The sequence below is a fragment of the Polyangium fumosum genome, assembly GCF_005144585.1.
GTDB classification, from domain to species: Bacteria; Myxococcota_A; Polyangia; order Polyangiales; family Polyangiaceae; genus Polyangium; species Polyangium fumosum.
The window spans coordinates 129,841-146,063 of the sequence record NZ_SSMQ01000018.1 but is presented as its reverse complement, the minus strand read 5'-3'; the positions used below and the strand labels follow the sequence as shown (position 1 = coordinate 146,063).

At 67.8% G+C, this 16,223-nt stretch carries 14 protein-coding genes and 2 tRNA genes; 5 read left to right on the top strand and 11 right to left on the bottom strand.

Features of this window, described 5'->3' with window-relative positions:
* Positions 1 to 24: 24 nt before the first annotated feature.
* Entirely contained in the window at positions 25 to 1,806 is a 1,782-nt protein-coding gene (locus E8A74_RS19165) for a vWA domain-containing protein (protein ID WP_136930474.1), read from the bottom strand.
* A 360-nt stretch (positions 1,807 to 2,166) separates the two neighbouring features.
* On the opposite strand from E8A74_RS19165, the gene E8A74_RS19160 reads away from it, so the two are divergent.
* The gene (locus E8A74_RS19160) at positions 2,167 to 3,396 is read left to right on the top strand and encodes a hypothetical protein (protein WP_136930473.1); all 1,230 of its coding nucleotides are present in this window, start codon (positions 2,167 to 2,169) and stop codon (positions 3,394 to 3,396) included.
* Positions 3,397 to 3,472: 76 nt separating this feature from the next.
* Here E8A74_RS19160 and E8A74_RS19155 read toward each other — a convergent pair whose 3' ends face one another.
* The 3 genes from E8A74_RS19155 to E8A74_RS19145 all read right to left on the bottom strand — a co-directional run bounded on the left by E8A74_RS19155 (position 3,473) and on the right by E8A74_RS19145 (position 7,577).
* Positions 3,473 to 5,104: a TROVE domain-containing protein gene (locus tag E8A74_RS19155; protein ID WP_136930472.1), complete on the bottom strand. Its 1,632-nt coding sequence runs from the start codon at positions 5,102 to 5,104 to the stop codon at positions 3,473 to 3,475.
* Positions 5,105 to 5,400: 296 nt separating this feature from the next.
* Positions 5,401 to 6,909: a sensor histidine kinase gene (locus tag E8A74_RS19150; protein WP_136930471.1), complete on the bottom strand. Its 1,509-nt coding sequence runs from the start codon at positions 6,907 to 6,909 to the stop codon at positions 5,401 to 5,403.
* A complete protein-coding gene (locus E8A74_RS19145; RefSeq protein ID WP_136930470.1) occupies positions 6,906 to 7,577 on the bottom strand; it encodes a response regulator transcription factor in 672 nt (223 codons plus the stop codon). Before E8A74_RS19145 ends, E8A74_RS19150 begins: the two co-directional genes overlap by 4 nt.
* Positions 7,578 to 7,704: 127 nt before the next feature.
* Here E8A74_RS19145 and E8A74_RS19140 point away from each other — a divergent pair, with 127 nt between their 5' ends.
* The 3 genes from E8A74_RS19140 (at position 7,705) to E8A74_RS19130 (ending at position 10,002) form a co-directional block, all read left to right on the top strand.
* Positions 7,705 to 8,649, top strand: coding sequence for a dioxygenase family protein (locus E8A74_RS19140; RefSeq protein ID WP_136930469.1), 945 nt, complete (start codon positions 7,705 to 7,707; stop codon positions 8,647 to 8,649).
* A gap of 141 nt (positions 8,650 to 8,790) precedes the next feature.
* Positions 8,791 to 9,402 carry an HdeD family acid-resistance protein gene (locus E8A74_RS19135; protein ID WP_136930468.1) on the top strand — a complete coding sequence of 204 codons (612 nt, stop codon included), beginning with the start codon at positions 8,791 to 8,793 and terminating at the stop codon, positions 9,400 to 9,402.
* Between the two features lie 87 nt (positions 9,403 to 9,489).
* Complete coding sequence (locus E8A74_RS19130) at positions 9,490 to 10,002, top strand: GNAT family N-acetyltransferase (RefSeq protein ID WP_136930467.1); 513 nt, start codon at positions 9,490 to 9,492, stop codon at positions 10,000 to 10,002.
* A gap of 78 nt (positions 10,003 to 10,080) precedes the next feature.
* Here the strand turns inward: E8A74_RS19130 and E8A74_RS52430 are convergent.
* The 7 genes from E8A74_RS52430 to E8A74_RS52420 form a co-directional block, all read right to left on the bottom strand.
* Positions 10,081 to 10,206 (bottom strand) — tRNA-OTHER (locus E8A74_RS52430).
* A 163-nt stretch (positions 10,207 to 10,369) separates the two neighbouring features.
* Positions 10,370 to 10,496: transfer RNA gene (locus E8A74_RS52425), tRNA-OTHER, on the bottom strand.
* 127 nt (positions 10,497 to 10,623) lie between these two features.
* Complete coding sequence (ureG, locus tag E8A74_RS19120; protein WP_136930466.1) at positions 10,624 to 11,376, bottom strand: urease accessory protein UreG; 753 nt, start codon at positions 11,374 to 11,376, stop codon at positions 10,624 to 10,626.
* Positions 11,377 to 11,391: 15 nt separating this feature from the next.
* Positions 11,392 to 12,060: an urease accessory protein UreF gene (locus E8A74_RS19115; RefSeq protein WP_136930465.1), complete on the bottom strand. Its 669-nt coding sequence runs from the start codon at positions 12,058 to 12,060 to the stop codon at positions 11,392 to 11,394.
* A gap of 10 nt (positions 12,061 to 12,070) precedes the next feature.
* On the bottom strand, positions 12,071 to 13,786 hold the full coding sequence (gene ureC / locus E8A74_RS19110; RefSeq protein ID WP_136930464.1) for an urease subunit alpha: 1,716 nt from the start codon (positions 13,784 to 13,786) through the stop codon (positions 12,071 to 12,073).
* Between the two features lie 23 nt (positions 13,787 to 13,809).
* The gene (locus E8A74_RS19105) at positions 13,810 to 14,571 is read right to left on the bottom strand and encodes an urease subunit beta (RefSeq protein ID WP_136930463.1); all 762 of its coding nucleotides are present in this window, start codon (positions 14,569 to 14,571) and stop codon (positions 13,810 to 13,812) included.
* Positions 14,572 to 14,647: 76 nt separating this feature from the next.
* The gene (locus E8A74_RS52420) at positions 14,648 to 15,508 is read right to left on the bottom strand and encodes an urease accessory protein UreD (protein ID WP_170229221.1); all 861 of its coding nucleotides are present in this window, start codon (positions 15,506 to 15,508) and stop codon (positions 14,648 to 14,650) included.
* A gap of 156 nt (positions 15,509 to 15,664) precedes the next feature.
* Here E8A74_RS52420 and E8A74_RS52415 point away from each other — a divergent pair, with 156 nt between their 5' ends.
* Positions 15,665 to 16,213: a hypothetical protein gene (locus tag E8A74_RS52415; protein ID WP_170229220.1), complete on the top strand. Its 549-nt coding sequence runs from the start codon at positions 15,665 to 15,667 to the stop codon at positions 16,211 to 16,213.
* Positions 16,214 to 16,223 lie beyond the last annotated feature (10 nt).

Below are 16,223 nucleotides of genomic sequence, written 5' to 3'. Positions count from 1 at the left end.
TCGTCGAGGTCCCGGCGTGCTTTTTCAGCGCGCCACGGCCGGCCCCTGATTGCCCGTCGCGAGCTTCTCCGCGCGGTGCACGAGGCTCACGAACTCCTGCTGATCGGATTGCGTCGTCGCGGCCTGATCGGCGAGCCGGGCGATGTCCTTCATCGACCAATCGCGCGCGTGCGGGCTCTGCCGCAGCACCTCGGCGAACGCAGCGACCGTCGCGGCGAACCGGAAATCGCGCCCCGCCGCGTCGAACGAGGCCGCGATCGCCCCCGGATCCATCTTGAACTCGCTCTCCGTCGCCGTATCGCCCGCGAGCGGCTGCTTGTGTCGGAGGCGGAGCACGATCGGCGAGGACTTCGTGTCCTTGAGGACCACGTCGTAGATCGCCGTCACCGCGTGGCCGTTGCCGATCTCGCCCGCGTCGACCTTGTCATTGCGGAAATCCTTGTCCGCGATGTCCCGGTTCTCGTAGCCGATGAGCCGGTATTCCTTCACCACCTTCGGGTCGAACTCCACCTGAATCTTCACGTCGCGCGCGATGACCTCCAGCATGCCGGAGAGCTGGTCCTGGAACACGCGCTTCGCCTGGACCTCGCTGTCGATGTACGCGTAGTTGCCGTCGCCCTTGTCGGCGAGGCGCTCCATCATCGTGTCCTTGTAATTGCCGGTCCCGAAGCCCACCGTGCTCAGCGTGATGCCCTTCTCCTTGTGGCGGCCGATCATATCGAGGATCTGCTCGTGCGACGTCGGCCCCACGTTCGCGTCGCCGTCCGAGAGCACGATGACGCGATTGACGTGGCCCTTCACCAGCGTCCGCTCGGCGAGCTTGTACGCGAGCTCGATTCCGCTCGCCATCGCGGTCGATCCCGAGGCCGAGAGGTCGTCGATCGCGCGGAAGATTTTGTCCTTCTCCTCGATTCCGGTCGGCGCGAGCACCTCGCGCACGTTGCCGGCGTAGGTGCAGAGCGCCACGGTGTCACCCTTCTTCAGCGAACTCGTCAGGAGCTTCAGGCTGCGCTTGGCGAGCGGGATCTTGTCGGCCGCTTCCATCGAGCCGCTCGTGTCGACGAGGTACACGAGGTGCACGGGCTTGCGCGCGCTCTCCGGCACGCGCTTGCCTTGCACGGCGACGCGCACGAGGTGATGGCCCTTCGTGAACGGCGACGGCGCAGCGGCGAAGTGCACCGCAAACGGCCCGCTCTTCGGCGCCTCGTAGCTGTAATCGAAGTAGTTCAAAAACTCCTCGGCGCGGATGGAGGCGAACGGAGGGAGCGTGCCCTCCATGATCTTCCGGCGCGCGATCGAATACGACGCGGTGTCGACATCAATGGCGAACGTCGAGAGCCGATCCTTCTGCGGATCGACGACCGGGTTCACGCCGTAATCCTTGTAATCCTCGGTGCCTTTCGGCTCGGGCGGCGCGACGGCGATTGGGGCGGGCTGCGGCGCCGGCTTTTGCGTGGCGACGGCGACCTTGCGCTCGGCCTCGGCCTTTTTCATGGGCTGCGTGGGCACGATCGGGGGCGGCGCGGGCGGAGGCGGCGCCATCATCGTGGGCGAAGGATTCACGGGCTGCTGCGCCATCGGTGCGGCCGCCCCGGCTGCCACGGGCGCGGCCTCGTCCGCGGCCGGCGCGTCCGTCTCGGCGGCCGTGTATTGCTGCGGGTAGGAGGACGCATCGCCGCTGACCGCCGTCGCGGTCCTCGGCTCGGCGGCGCCTCCCGACGAGGAGGGTGCGGCGCCGCAACCGGCGAGGGTCTGGGCGAGCGTGACGAGGGCGACGAGGGCGACGACGGGGCGAGAGCGCAACATGGCAGAAGTCCTCCGGGTGGCGTTTCGCCCGAGGAAACGGCGGCGCCCGGCGAACCTTACAGCCGCTCGTCGCGATCGTGCGGGAGGGTGTCCGTGGCGCCGGGGCGGCGGATCTGGGCCCCGAGGGGAGTGTGAACGAAACGACGGTGCCGCCCCTGCGCAAATCGAGCAGCCGTGGCGCAACCGAGGCCTCGATGGCCTGCGCGCGCCGACGAATGCACGTTGGCCTTCCCCTTGCAATGCGGCGGGACGAACCCTTTCGCGGAGTCAAAACGCGTGCGATCCTCGCTTGCTTTCCTTTTTCTTGCCTCGTTCCTTCCTGCCTGCTCGGGCGGCCCCGGGCCCAGCGAGCCTCCTCCGGTGGATGGTCCCGACAAACCCGACGAGGCCGTCGCCCTCGTCTGTGACCTCATGCGTGCCGCGTGCGAGCGGCAGGTCGCGTGCGGGCATCCCTTCATCAACAACACGCCGGGCGACGTCGACGCTTGCCTCGAAGCGCAACGCTGCGAAACGGTCGCCGACGTGCTCACGTCGCCCGACGTCGTGGTCGACCCTGCCGCTGTCGCGAACTGCGTCGCGGCGATCGAGGTTGCGAGCTGCGGGGCGCTCGCCGCGCAGGGCCTCGGTATCGATCCCTCTTGCGCGCATTACGTCGTCGGCACGCGCGCCGAGGGCGAGAGCTGCCGCGGCGGCACCGTCTCCGATTGCGCGGCGGGCCTCTCCTGCGCGTTCGAGGGCGACACGTGCCCAGGCACCTGCACGCGCGCGCCCGAGCGTTGCAGCGAGGGCTCGTGCGGCGCGAACGCGTTCTGCGCCTCCGACGGCACCTGCAAAGACCGCGCGGCCATCGGCGAAGCGTGTGACGAGACGCTCCTCGATTTCGAAAACCTCCGCGACGACCCTTGCGTGGCCGGCGCCCATTGCGAGGCCTTCGTCTGCGTGGCCAACCTCGACGCGGGCGCGGCGTGCGCCGGGGCGAACCTCCACGCCTGCGGCGAAGGCGCGGCCTGCCTCTGCGCAGACCCTGCGAATTGCGCGAGCGATGCTGATTATGCTTGCCGCCCCGCGCGTGCCGAGGGCGAGCCGTGCAACATGGCGCTCGATTGCAACGAGGGCCTTTACTGCAACTTCGGCGACGAAGGCCGCTGCGCGAAGCGCGGCGGACCCGGCACGGCGTGCGGGGATTCGTACGGCGCTTGCCAGCACCCGCTCACGTGCGTCGATGGAGCATGTGCCGGCGAGGAGCCGCTCATCGCCGACCTCCCACTGCTCGAAGAAGGCCAGAGCTGCGTCGAGAGCGGCGCTTGCCCGCTCGGCATGGCCTGCACCTGCGACAACGAGGGTTGCACCGAAAAACGCTGCCTGCCCGCGCCGGGCCTCGGCGCGAGCTGCCAGGAGCAAATGCTCGCGAACATCACGCCGTTCGCCTGCGCCGAGGGCCTTTGCGACCTCCTCGCCGGGTATACCTGCGTGTTGCCTGCGGCCGCCGGCGAGCCTTGCCCCGTCGACGGCCTGACCCTCGCCTGCGCCTCGCTCGTCTGCATCGGCGGCAAATGCGCCTCCGCGGAGCAGACGCGCTGCGAGGAATGACGCGCGCTGCGATTGTCGCGGAACACGTTCCGGCAAGCCGGGGGGGCGAGGCTTGCGACGCGCCTCGCCCCCTCGATCATGCCGCCTTCCCGGAGGAAGCCTTCTCCATCTCCGCGGCGAAGCGGAGCAGGCCCTCGCCCCAGCCGCCGAGGATGTACGTACGGTCGTAGAACTCCGGCACGAGCGTGTCCTTGTAGCCGGCGATCTGCACCAAGAACACCTTTACGTTCGGGTTCACGCGCTTGCGATACGTCGACACGAGCTTCGCTACGTCGATGTATTGCCCGCCCGAACCCCAGCCGTACTCGCGATACTGCGCCTTGTTCGTACCGTACAGGCCGCCGTGGCCCGCCTGCATGTCGCTCATCACGAAGATCGAGTCCCAGTGCTCCTTCATCCGGATCGCCCGGTCGAAGAAGAGCCAGATTCCATTCTCCGTCGACTGACCGATGTGCTTCGCGAGCGCCTCGGCGCGCTTCAATTGATCGAAGATCGACGCGCCCTTTCGGATCGCGAACGTCTCCAGCTCGTCCCCGAACACGCCGAGGTGACCCTCGTCCGCGCGCATCCCCGCGAGCACGCCCGTCAGGTTGCCGATCGTCGAGACCTTCATCGTGCCCATCGCGCTCGTCGCCGTCCCCTGCGCCGAGCCGCTGTTGTCCGCGAGCACCATCACGCGCCCGCGGAAATACGGCAGCTCGCCGAGCGACGTGACGAGGCACGTCTCGATCGCGTCGAGCAGCGCCCCCGACGCCTTCTCCTCCACGGCCTTGTAGGCCGAGAAGTAACGGAAGGGCAATTGCTTGCCGTCCTTCGCGCCCGCGAGCAAGGACGGGACGATCTCCTCCGCCTTGAGACCCGCCTCCAGCATGTTGCGGAGGTTGCGCAGCGTGGCCATGTGGCCCATGACCGCCATGGCCTTCTTCCACGACGTCCGATTCGACCCGCGCGCGCTCACGATCGCCTCCCACGTGCGCCCCGTGTTCTTCGCCTCGCCCTTCACGAGCTTGTGCACCGCCTCGCTCTTCGGGTGCACGAGGTTCACGACGTCCACGGTCTTCGCCGCGTGATCCTCGAGCCGGTACTTCGCGAGCCCGTACGTATCGAAGCGCGTGATCGCGTCACGCCACGCCTTCTTCAGCGCATTCGGGATCGGCTTGCCATAACGAAACATCTGATACGCCAGGCCCACCGCCGGCTCGTCCGCGCGCTTCACGATTCGCGGCGCATACTTGCGCACGAGGCCCGTCCCCTTCACGGCGCGATGGTTCGCCGCGCGCACGAGGATGACCTGCGGCGTCGTGCGGATGTGCTCGTCGTTCCGCAGCCGCGCCGCCTCTTCCAGCGTCGCCTCCGCGTCGTGGTCGAGCGCCTCGTCGATTGCGCTCTCGATGAGCTCCGCGGGCGACATCTTGCGCCACGCCTGCGGATCGACCGCGTCGAGCGTCGCGCGGAGGTAATCAACCTCCTTGTTCGAGAGCCCGCACGGGCTCGCGGCCTTCACGGGCCGCGCGTCCTTCTCGTCACGGTGATAATACATGGGCTCGCCGAAGAAGCACGTCGACGCCGCGAGGCGGAGGCGCAGGACCGGCGACGAGAGGTCGTACGAGACGCCGCCCATGAAATTCAGGTGTCCCGAGGCCGGGGGCGTCTGAACCGCCGCCTTCGCGCGAGCCTTCTCCTTCTTGATGAAGCTGAAAAACGCCATGACGAACCTACCGATTCCCCGCGCAGCACGCGCCGCGCGGATAAAAAAACACCCGAGGAGCCCGGGAGAACCATCGGCCGCGGTTTTTTTCGTGGAAATCGAAGGAACCGCTGCCTTCACTGCCCGGGGCTCGGGGGAGCGGCCCTCGCGAGGAGGGTGCTCGGCGAGGAGGCATTGCAGCGGGCGTGCCAGCGCCCCGTGGGACCTCAAAACGCAGGCGTTTTCGCGGATGGTTCGAAAATCCGGCCGCGCGGGGGCGGAACTGGCGCGTGTGACGTAGATGTTTGTATAAATAATTATCCAGGAGGAGCGCCGAGCTTTCCTTCGAGCTCGACCTCGAGGCCGCCGTACTTCGACGGCCGGAGCGTCAGGCGGTAGCCGTGCAGCTCGGCGGCGCGGTGCGTGATGTGCAGCCCGAGCCCCTGTCCGTCCGGCGCACGTGAGCGCGCCTCATTGCCGCGAAAGCCGCGCTCCGCGAGCCGCGAAAGCTCGGCCTCCGGGATGCCCGGGCCGTCGTCGACCACGCGGAGACGGAAAACGGCCTCCTTCGCGACGCGCTCCAGGATGACCGCGACGTGACCGCCGGATCGATTGTAACGAACGGCGTTGTACGTGACGTTGCTGATCGCCTGTTCGAGGAGCGTCACGTCGGCCGAGACGGTCACGGGCTCCCCGGGTACGGCCGTCTCGATCGACACCCCGAGCTGCTTCGCGATGGGCTTGTGCCGCCCGACCACCCTCTTCACGAGCGTTTCGAGATCCACCTCGCTCCGCTGGAGGTTTACGTCGGCCGCTTCGAGCCGAGCCGTCGCCGCGAGGTTGTGCACGAGCGACGCCATGTAATGGGCCTCGTCCATCGCCGAGACGAGCGCGCCGACGTCGACGGGTTTCCCCGCTGCCGCGTCCTCGCGCAGCGTCGCGAGGTGGCCTTGCAGCACCGTGAGCGGGATCATCACGTCGTGCGTCGTGTTCGCCAGGAAATGGCGGAGCGCCTGCTCGCGCTGGTCCTTTTCTTCGAGCTGCGATCGGATCTCGCGCCCCGCGGCATTGAAGGAGCGCGCGAGCACGCCGATCTCGTCGTCGCCCTCGATCAGGACGGCGTCCGCGTAGGTGGCCGAGGCCGAGCGCTGCACGGCCTCGGTGAGCTTGCGAATACGCCGTACCACGGGGCCCAGGGCGAGGAGCATCGCCGCGAAGACGGCGACCGTGGGCAGCAGCCATATGTTGGATTCGGGCAGCACCGCGCCCCACGTCGGATCCGTCGTCCCGCGGGCGAGCACGTACGCGCACGGGCCCGTGCCCCAGGGCATTCGCGCCAGGATCTCGACCGACGAGGTCGGCAAGACGTGCGACGTAATGGCGACGTCTTGCTCCTCCATGGCGCGGGCGAGCGCCTCGGGGACGGCGGGCGCATCGGGATTTTCCGAATGGAACGTTTCGTCGTACGCGTGCACGACCGCGGGCCTCGCCGCGCGGGGCCGCGGGGGCCTCGGCAGCGGCTCTCCATGCGGTGGCCCTCCGTGCGGCGGCCCTCCGTGCGGCGGCTCCCCGCGCGGCGGCTCTTCAGGCGGAGGACGATGGCTATGTGGAGGCCCCAGCGCTCGGCTCGGCCGCAGCTCGCCGCCGAACGACGAAGGCGCCGCCTCGCACGCCTCCCGCGCCACGGGCATTTGCCCAAAAACGAATTCCGTGAGGTTCTGCTCCGCGGCCCGATGCCTCGCCGACGCGTCGTACCAGAACAGCGCGAATGTCATCGGGAGCATCACCGCAATGGTGGCGACCGCGAGTCGCGCGCGGAGCTTCATTCCTCGCGCCCATCGCCCAGCCGATACCCGATTCCCCACACGGTCTCGACGAACGCGCCGCGCCCGAGCTTTTTGCGCAACCTCGATACGTGCACGTCGAGCGTCCGCTCGGTCCCGTCGCGCTCCGGATCGAGCACGCGCTCGGCGAGCGAGCTCCGCGTCATGGCCTCGCCCGGCCGCTCGGCGAGCGCCGCGAGGAACTCGAACTCGAGCCGCGTGACCTCGACGCGCTCGCCGCGCACGGAGACCTCGCGCCGCCCGCGATCGATCCGCAGCGCGCCGACCTCGACGACGTCCCCGCGCCCGAGCGTGGGCCTGCGGAGGCGCGCGCGTACGCGCTCGACGAGCTCCTCGGGCCAGAAGGGTTTCGTCATGTAGTCGTCGGCGCCGAGCCGCAGCGCGCGGACCTTGTCCGCCGTGTCGTTGCGCGCGCTGAGCACGAGCACCGGCACCTCGGAGAACACGCGCAGATCCTTGAGGATGTCCATTCCGTACGTACCGGGCAGCATCAGATCGAGCACGACGAGTTCGACGTCGGGCAAGGTCTCTCGGGACAAACGCCGCCCTTCCTTCCACCAGGTGGGCTCGTAGCCGGCGTCGCGGAGGCGCTTGACGATCTGCGCGCCGAGCTCCTGATCATCCTCGATGACGAGCACCTTTTTTCCCATGGTCCCTTTTCTGGAGCGGCGAAACGCGCGGCGCGAGCCCCATCGTAGCCGAGGACGGAACGCATGTCCCGGCACGTAAGGAAGTCGTAAGATTTCCGATCTACATACGAGTCCAGGAGGAACGCGCATGCCTCGCCACTCGAAAAAGGATCGCTCCCAGGAAACCATCACGCGCCGATCCGTTCTCCGCGGCATTGGCACGGCCCTTTGCGCCGCGCCGCTCGCGGCATTCATCGGTTGCGGAGGAACCAACGAAAACACCGGGTCCGGCGGCGCAGGCGGCAGCGGCGGCAGCGGCGGTTCGGGCGGAAGCGGCGGCAGCGGCGGCACCGGCGGCGCCGGAAACGGCGAATGGGCCACGGGCGGCACCGCCTCGATGTCCGGCGATTACGCGGACCCGTTCACCGACGACCCGGGCGCGACGTGCGCGCTCGTTTGCGCCATGACGCTCGGCCCGTGTTATGCCAAGACGATCGTCCGGAAAGACATCAGCGAGGAATCACCCGGCCTGCCGATGCGCCTCGCGCTGCGCGTCGTCGACGAGACGTGCAAGCCGATCGAGGGCGCAGAAGTCGACGTCTGGCACACAGCCGCCTCGGGCCTCTATTCGGGCGACGACTCCGTGGAGATGTGCACGGGCAACGACGCCGAGGCGCTCGCGGCCCGGTGGTTCCGCGGCGTGCAGACCACCGACGCGAACGGGCGCGTCGATTTCGATTCGTGTTTCCCGGGCTGGTATTCGAGCCGGACGATCCACATCCACTTCACGGTGCGCGTCGGCGGGGACGAATACGTCACGTCCCAGCTCTTCTTCCCGGACGAGTTGAGCGACGACATCATCGCGACGCAGCCCATTTACAAGGACCGCGGCGAGCGCGACACGACGAACGAAAACGACACGGTGATCTCGGCCGACGCCGCCGCAGATTACACGCTGCAGGCGAAGAAGATGTCGGACGGCGCGCTGCTCGCGTGGAAGACACTCGTCATTCGCTCCTCGCTCGCGGATACGTTGTGCCAGGCGCCGGGTGGAATGGGCGGCCCGGGCGGCGGACCGCCTCCGATGCCGTGACCGGCGCGCGTTCCTGAACTCGCTCGGTCGACGAGCGGCCTGCCCGCCATTCCATCGCTCGGGCCGCCTCACGCGCGGCGACCTGCTTGACACCCACCGAGAGGGGCACCCTGTTCCGTGCAGGAAAAGGAGGGTACCCTCATGATGCAGCCTCCGGAAGCGCCGATCGACACGACCCGCATAACGGTGGTCGGGCAGATCGAGGACGTCGTACGGAAAAACCGCGGCTGGTTTTACGGGCTCGGCGCCGCTTTCATGGTGCTCGGCGTTCTCTTGCTCCTCATGCCCCTGATCGCCTCCCTGGTCACGGCGCTCGTGATCGGTTTCGTCATGGTGATCGCCGGCATCTTCCAGGCGTTTCACGCGGTCAAGGCCCGTGGCTGGAGAGGCGGAGCCTGGTCGCTCGTGGGCGCGGTGCTGCTCGTGATCGCCGGCGCGCTCGTGGCAGCCTTCCCCGTCACGGGCACGCTAACGCTGACGCTCACGCTGTCGGCATTTTTCATCGCGAGCGGCCTGGTGAAGCTCATTCGGGCCGTGCAGAACCGCCATATCGCCGCCTGGGGCTGGCTCTTTTTCGACGGCATCGTCTCTCTGGCGCTCGGCGTGCTCATCTTTGCCGGCTGGCCGAGCACGGCCGCCTGGGCGCTCGGCTTGCTCGTCGGAATCGATTTGCTCCTCGGCGGGACGTCGATGATCCTGATCGGGCTCGGCGCGGGAAGCATGCGCGGACCGATCCTCACGACGCGGCCGTAACGGCGTCGGGGCACAAAGCCTCGCTCGACACATCCCCGCGGCTCGCTTGGCTTGCCGAACCCATCCCACGACGTAGTATCGTGCGGCATGGTTCCGCCTGCGGCCGAAGTGACCATTCGCCCCCTACGAATCGAGAACGAGGCCGAGCGCGCGCTCGTGCTCGCGCTCTTCGAGCGCTCGACGAGTGTCGGCTTTCCTGCCTGGTTCACGCTCCAAGAGCTCATCGCCCGCCAGCGCGAGAGCGCGGCGGCGCTGCTCGAACGGCAGGCCTTGCCCGAGCCGCCGTCGAAGACGCCGATGGGCGAGGTCGTGCTGATCGCGGAGACGGCTGGGGCGTTGATCGGCTTCGTATGGGTGAGGACGGCGGTGGACCATTTCACCCAGCAGCCGGTGGGCCACGTCGAAGACCTCGCGACGGTGCCAGGGCATGAGGGCAAGGGCGTGGGGAGCGCGCTCCTGGCTGCCACGGAGGCATGGGCGCGGGACCGCGGGCTGTCGGCGTTGACGCTCCACGTGTGGCCCGCGAACACGCGCGCCCGTGCGCTCTACGCACGGCAGGGCTTCGGTGAGGAGATGATTCGAATGCGGAAGACGCTCTGAGGCGTCCTCTATACGAAACGGCAAAGCCCGATCCCCATGGAGGGGATCGGGCAGAAAGCTCCTTCCGAGCCTTCCAAGCGCCAGGAGCGGGACTCGAACCCGCGACCTCGCCGTTGACAGCGGAGTAACCCTCGTCATCACTGCCGTCGCCGGAGAATAGCGACCAAGGTGTTTTTACGCGCTCTACCTCTGAGCTATCCTGGCTTCTATCGTCTCGTATCCGTCCATCTCACTTTGAAAAACGCTCGCTCCTCGGGAGAAAACCGGCCGCGGGGTCTTTTTCGTATCCAAAACGAAGGAACCGCGTGCCTCACTGCCCGGGAGCTTGCGCGCAAAGGGAACGAGGGGGAACCCGAACCCTTCGCGGTACCAGGAGCGGGATTCGAACCCGCGACCACGTCCTTTAATGGAAGTAACCCTGGCCATCACTGCCGTTGCCGGAGAAAACCGGCCAAGGTTTTTTTTTACGTGCTCTACCTCTGAGCTATCCTGGCGTCTTCGTGTTCCCCCTTGAAGCAGGCGCCGTGCCAAGCCGGCCAGGACCCCGCCACGGCGCGTTTGGGGCCGGATTTGGTGGTCTGTTTCGCAAAGGACGAGGAGGCGTCTGGAAAATCGACTATCTCATCGGATAAATTTTATCCCATCGGCTCGATGATCGATGCCACGCGCATGCTGGTACGCGTGGACGATGTGGTTCACGATCGCTTCGACCCCGACGTCCTTCGTCGCTTGCGTGAAGACCATGGGACCGCCGCCACGAATCGCCTTGGCGTCCCGCTCCATCACGCCAAGGTCGGCGCCCACCGCGCCCGCGAGGTCCGTCTTGTTGATGACCAGGAGGTCCGATTGGGTGATCCCGGGCCCGCCCTTGCGCGGGACCTTGTCGCCGCCGGCCACGTCGATCACGTAGATGATGTAATCGGCGAGCTCCCGGCTGAAGTTCGCCGCGAGGTTGTCACCGCCGGACTCGATGAGGAGCATCTCCGGCCGGTGCTGCGCCGAGAGCTCTTCGAGCGCGAGCAGGTTCGCGGTGATGTCCTCGCGGATCGCCGCGTGCGGGCAGCCGCCCGTCTCCACGGCGCGAATGCGATCCGAGGGCAGGGCCTTGTTCCGGATGAGAAACTCGCCGTCCTCGCGGGTAAAGATGTCGTTCGTGACGACCGCCAGGCTCATGCGTTCCCGCAGGCTCCGGCAGAGCGCGAGCACGAGCGCTGTTTTGCCGCTGCCCACCGGCCCGCCGATGCCGACCGTGAAGGCGCGCTCGTCGAAGGCGCGCGCGAGCGGCCGAGCACGCTCCTCGAAGCGCCCCGGGTGCTCCATGTGCTCGTGCGTGTGCCCGTGATCGTGCCCATGTTCGTGAGAATGGCCGTGCATGCTTCTCTCCGGAATTCAGCTCGAAAACAGACGCGAATAAAGCCGGTCCTGGTGGCCCTGGAAAAGATCGACGAGCGGCGCGGTCGTCGCGAGGTCCTCCGCCCCGCGCATTTCGTGCCGGGCGAGGACCGCGAGGACCGCGCCCGTGAGTTGGTATTGCAGCGCCTGCGCCTCCAGCGGCCCAAGGAGGCTCAAGCGCACGGCGCTGGAGACGAGGCCGCGGAGGTGCAAGAACAGAAAGAGCCGCTGCGCCTCGCCGCGCGCGAGCCCGAGCCGCGCGGCGATGGCGCCGAAGAGCGGCGCGAAATGCCCGCAGAACGATTCGTCCTCGCGCGAGCGCGCGCGAAGCTCGCGCAGGGACGCGATTCCGAACGAATGCGAGGCCGCCGCGAGCCACGCCCGTCCTTGCGCGCGGCTCGCCCGGTTCGCCACGTGGTTCGTCAGGAACGCATCCTGACGTCGATCGAGCGCGGGGAACCTCTCGGGGGCGGCGTGGGCGGCCGTGACCATCGGCAAGGCGCCGGCGCCGGCTTGCTCCAGGTTGTGCAGGAGGAATCGTTCGAGGCTCGAAGGCCCCGTGATTTCGCCGAGCTGCGCCGCCGCTTCGAGCCCGCCGGAATGCGCGAATCCCCCCGTCGGAAAGGCCGAATCGGCGAGCTGGAGCAGGAGGAGCGAGAGGGCCATGGCGAGACGATCAGAACAAGAAAAACCTTTGCGCGAGGGGTAAGACCTTCGCGGGCTCGCACGTGAGGCGCACGCCGTCCGCCGTCACCGCGTACGTCTCCGGATCCACGGTGATGCGAGGCAAGGTGTCGTTCAGCCGCATGTCCTTTTTCCCGAGCGCGCGGCACCCGCGCGCGGCCTCGATCCGTTTGCCGAGGCCATACGAGGCTGCCACGCCGGATGCGATCGACGCGCCGCTCACGAACGCGATCGAGGCTCGCCCCGGCGCGCGGCCGAAGCTCGCGAACATCGGACGCATGCGGACCGGCTGCGGCGTCGGGATCGATGCATTTGGATCGCCCATCTGCGCCCATGCGATGACGCCGCCCTTGATCACGATCTCGGGTTTGGCCCCGAAAAATGCCGGGCGCCACAGGACGAGGTCTGCAAGCTTGCCGACCTCGACCGAGCCAATGAGGTGCGAGGCGCCGTGCGCGACGGCGGGGTTGATGGTGTATTTCGCGACGTAACGGCGCACGCGGAGGTTGTCGTGGTCGCCGCGCTCGTCCGCGAGCCGCCCGCGCTGCTTGCGCATCTTGTCGGCCGTTTGCCAGGTGCGTGTGATGGACTCGCCGACCCGGCCCATCGCCTGCGAATCCGAGGAAATGATCGAGATCGCGCCCATGTCGTGCAGGATGTCTTCCGCTGCGATCGTCTCGCCGCGAATGCGCGACTCCGCGAATGCGACGTCCTCGGGGATGCTCCGGTCGAGGTGGTGACAGACCATGAGCATGTCGAGGTGCTCGTCGAGCGTGTTCACCGTGAAGGGGCGCGTGGGGTTCGTCGACGAGGGGAGCACGTTGGGCTCGCCGCAAACACGGAGAATGTCGGGCGCGTGGCCGCCGCCCGCGCCCTCGCTGTGGTACGCGTGGATCGAGCGGCCCTTGAACGATGCAATCGAATGCTCGACGGCCGCGCTCTCGTTCAGGGTGTCGGTGTGAATCGTCACCTGTACGTCGTATTGCTCGGCCACGGAGAGGCAGCAATCGATGGCCGCGGGCGTCGTGCCCCAGTCCTCATGTAGCTTGAGCCCGATCGCACCGGCCTGGATTTGCTCGTGCAGGCCTTCGGGTTTGGACGAATTGCCTTTCCCGGTGAAGCCAAAGTTGAGCGGCAGCCCGTCGGTCGCTTCCAGCATCATGCGGAGGTGGTGGGCGCCCGGGGTGCACGTCGTCGCGTTCGTCCCTGTCGCCGGGCCGGTGCCGCCGCCGATCATCGTGGTGATCCCCGAGGCGATCGCCTCGTCGCATTGCTGCGGGCAGATGAAATGGATGTGCGTGTCGACCCCGCCCGCCGTCACGATCAGCCCCTCGCCCGCGATGGCCTCGGTCGTCGGGCCAACCACCATTCCTGGCGTGACGCCGGCCATGACGTCGGGGTTGCCCGCTTTTCCGATCCCCGTGATGAGGCCGTCCTTGATGCCGATGTCGGCCTTGTAGATGCCGGTCCAGTCGACGACGACGACGTTCGTGATCACGCAATCGAGGGCATCCCGCTGGGCCGCGCCCGCGCGCTGGCCCATTCCATCCCGGAGAACCTTGCCCCCGCCGAATTTGCACTCGTCGCCGTACACCGTAAAATCTTTTTCGATCTCGATGATCAGATCGGTGTCGCCGAGCCGGACCCGGTCTCGGGTGGTCGGGCCGAAGATCTCGGCATAGGTGCGTCGGTCGATGATGCGGGACATGGCGTCCTCCGATCGAAATCGAGTCAGGGTTCGGTTTCGTGGGCGAAGCCGAGCGCGCGGACGCGCTCCATCGCGCGGGCGAGGCCATCGGGGCCGACGGGGCCGTCGGCGAGGGCATTGCCGCCGCGGATGATCCGCTCGCCGGCGATCTCCACGAGCGAGACCGTCTTCGTCTCGCCAGGCTCGAAGCGCACGGCCGTGCCCGCCGGAATGTCGAGCCGCCGGCCATAGGCTTTCTCGCGGTCGAAGCGCAGGTACGGGTTCGCCTCGATGAAATGGTAGTGGCTGCCCACCTGGATCGGGCGGTCGGCCAGGTTCGTGACACGGAGCGAGATCGAGGCGCGTCCCTCGTTCAGCACGAGCGTCCCCTCCGCGGGCAGAATTTCCCCCGGCATGGGCCCGCTCGGCGCTTCGGCGAAGAACGAACGATCGGGTACAGGGAGGAAGCTCCCGTAAAGGGCGAGGCCGAGATCGCCGTGCTCGGCCGCAATGGGGTGGTGGACCGTGACGAGCTTCGTTCCATCGGGGAACGTGCCCTCGACCTGCACTTCGGTCACGAGCTCCGGTACGCCCTCCAGGACCTGATTGCGTCCGAGCAGCTTACGTCCGAGGTCCATGAGCTCCTCGACGCGCCGCCCATCCCGAATGAATTCGAGGAGCTGCGTGGCGATGAGCGCGACGCTCTCCGGCACGTTGAGCCGCACCCCGCGGGCGAGGCGCTTCTGCGCCAGAAAGCCAGCATTGTGAAGGAGCAGCTTATCCAGCTCGCGAGGAGAGAGATGCATGGCCTCACCGGGAGCCCCCCGCCCAGCTCTCGATTACACCACATCGACGCGTCGCGTCAAGACCGTTTTTCGAGCGCTACCATTTTCTCGCCCAGGGGTCGTCGCCGAGGAGCGGGGCGAGGAAGGCAAGGGAGGTGCGGAGAAAGGCCGCGACGGCTTCCGGCTCCTCGCTCGCCACGCGCAGCACGGCGCCTCCGGGGAGGGGGCTGGCGGTCGCGAGCAGCGGGTTTCGTGCGTGATCCGGCGAGCGGAGGGGCTGGCGCGCGAGGGATTCGACGAGGGCGGCCGCGGCCGTCTCGATCCGAGGGCCGACGAGGACGGCCGTCGCGAACCCATCGAACCGCCCCATACGTTCGGCAATGTTGGATTCGGCGGTATTTTCGAGCGTGAGCGCATCGAGCACGAGGAGGCGGTTCTCCTGGACGACCTCGGTGACGGTCCGGTACGAGGTGAAGGCATACCGCTCCCCGCGCGCCGCGCGGCCCGAGACGAGGCCATCGACGAGGACGAGGGTGGCGCCGGGCGCGAGCTCGACGCGCTGGCGCTGCTGATAGACGGCGCCGGCAAAAGGACAAACCGGATCCGGGAGCAGCGCAAAAAGGGCGCTCTCGCCGACCGTCGCCGACAAGGTTTGGCAGGCCAACTTCCCGTGTTCGCTCTTGTAGACCTTCGTGGACGCCTGCGTGGCGCAGAGCGCCGACGCGCCGGGGCCGACGCGGACCTCGAGATCGATGGAGTCGCCAGCCAGCAAGCCGCCGCCGAAGGTCGCCGCATACACCCACGCGGATGCGCCGCGCGGGCGCGGGACGAGGAGCTTGAGCGGCGCGGACGCGCGCGCGGTGAGGACCGTGGACGCGGAGGCGACACGTTCGACGACGATCGATCCGGCACCGGGCACGGTGGCAGAGGCAGGCAGGATGGATTCGGGCCGGTGCATGGAGAGGACAACGATTGCACAGCGAGAGGGGCCGGGCGTCAAGGCGGGATTGCAGGCGCGCAAGGAGCAAGACGATTGCCGCACCTCGTCATCTTCCGGCGACGGGATTGACGTCCTGGGCGTGACCTGTACCATCGGCGCTCGGAGGCGATTCTGATGCAGGCGAGGCGGCTTCTGCTCAAGGACGGAGTACAAACGGAGACGGTCCGGCAGTTCGCCGCGGGAAACTGGTTCCTGTGGAACCGGATCGAGCCGCTCGACCATCAGCCGCTCGTCTACGAGTGGGCCACACCCGCGAGCGACTGCCGCATCCGATACGTGGACGATCATCGGCTCGGGCTCAAGTGGTTCGACGTGGAAGGGCCGCGGAGCGAGCACACGATCGAGGTCATCCGGCGGAGCCTCCCGGTGTACGAGCGCGCCGAGATCCTCACGCTTTGCAGCGAAGCGCGGACCGAGGCCGAGGGAATCTGGGCGGCGTACAAGCTCGCGGTGACGGCCGGGCCCACGTTCGACGCGGAGCTCTTCGGCTGCTTCGGGGATCTCGCGAATCATCGCGACGCAGGCGTGCGACGAGCGGCGATTTACGCGATGGAGCAGGCGCGATGGCGCGAATTCGCAGGGATCGCCGAGCCGATGGCGGAGGACGATCCGAACGACGACGTGCGAGCGCGGGCCGCGGCGCTCGTGCGGGCTTTGCAATGAAGTGCATTGC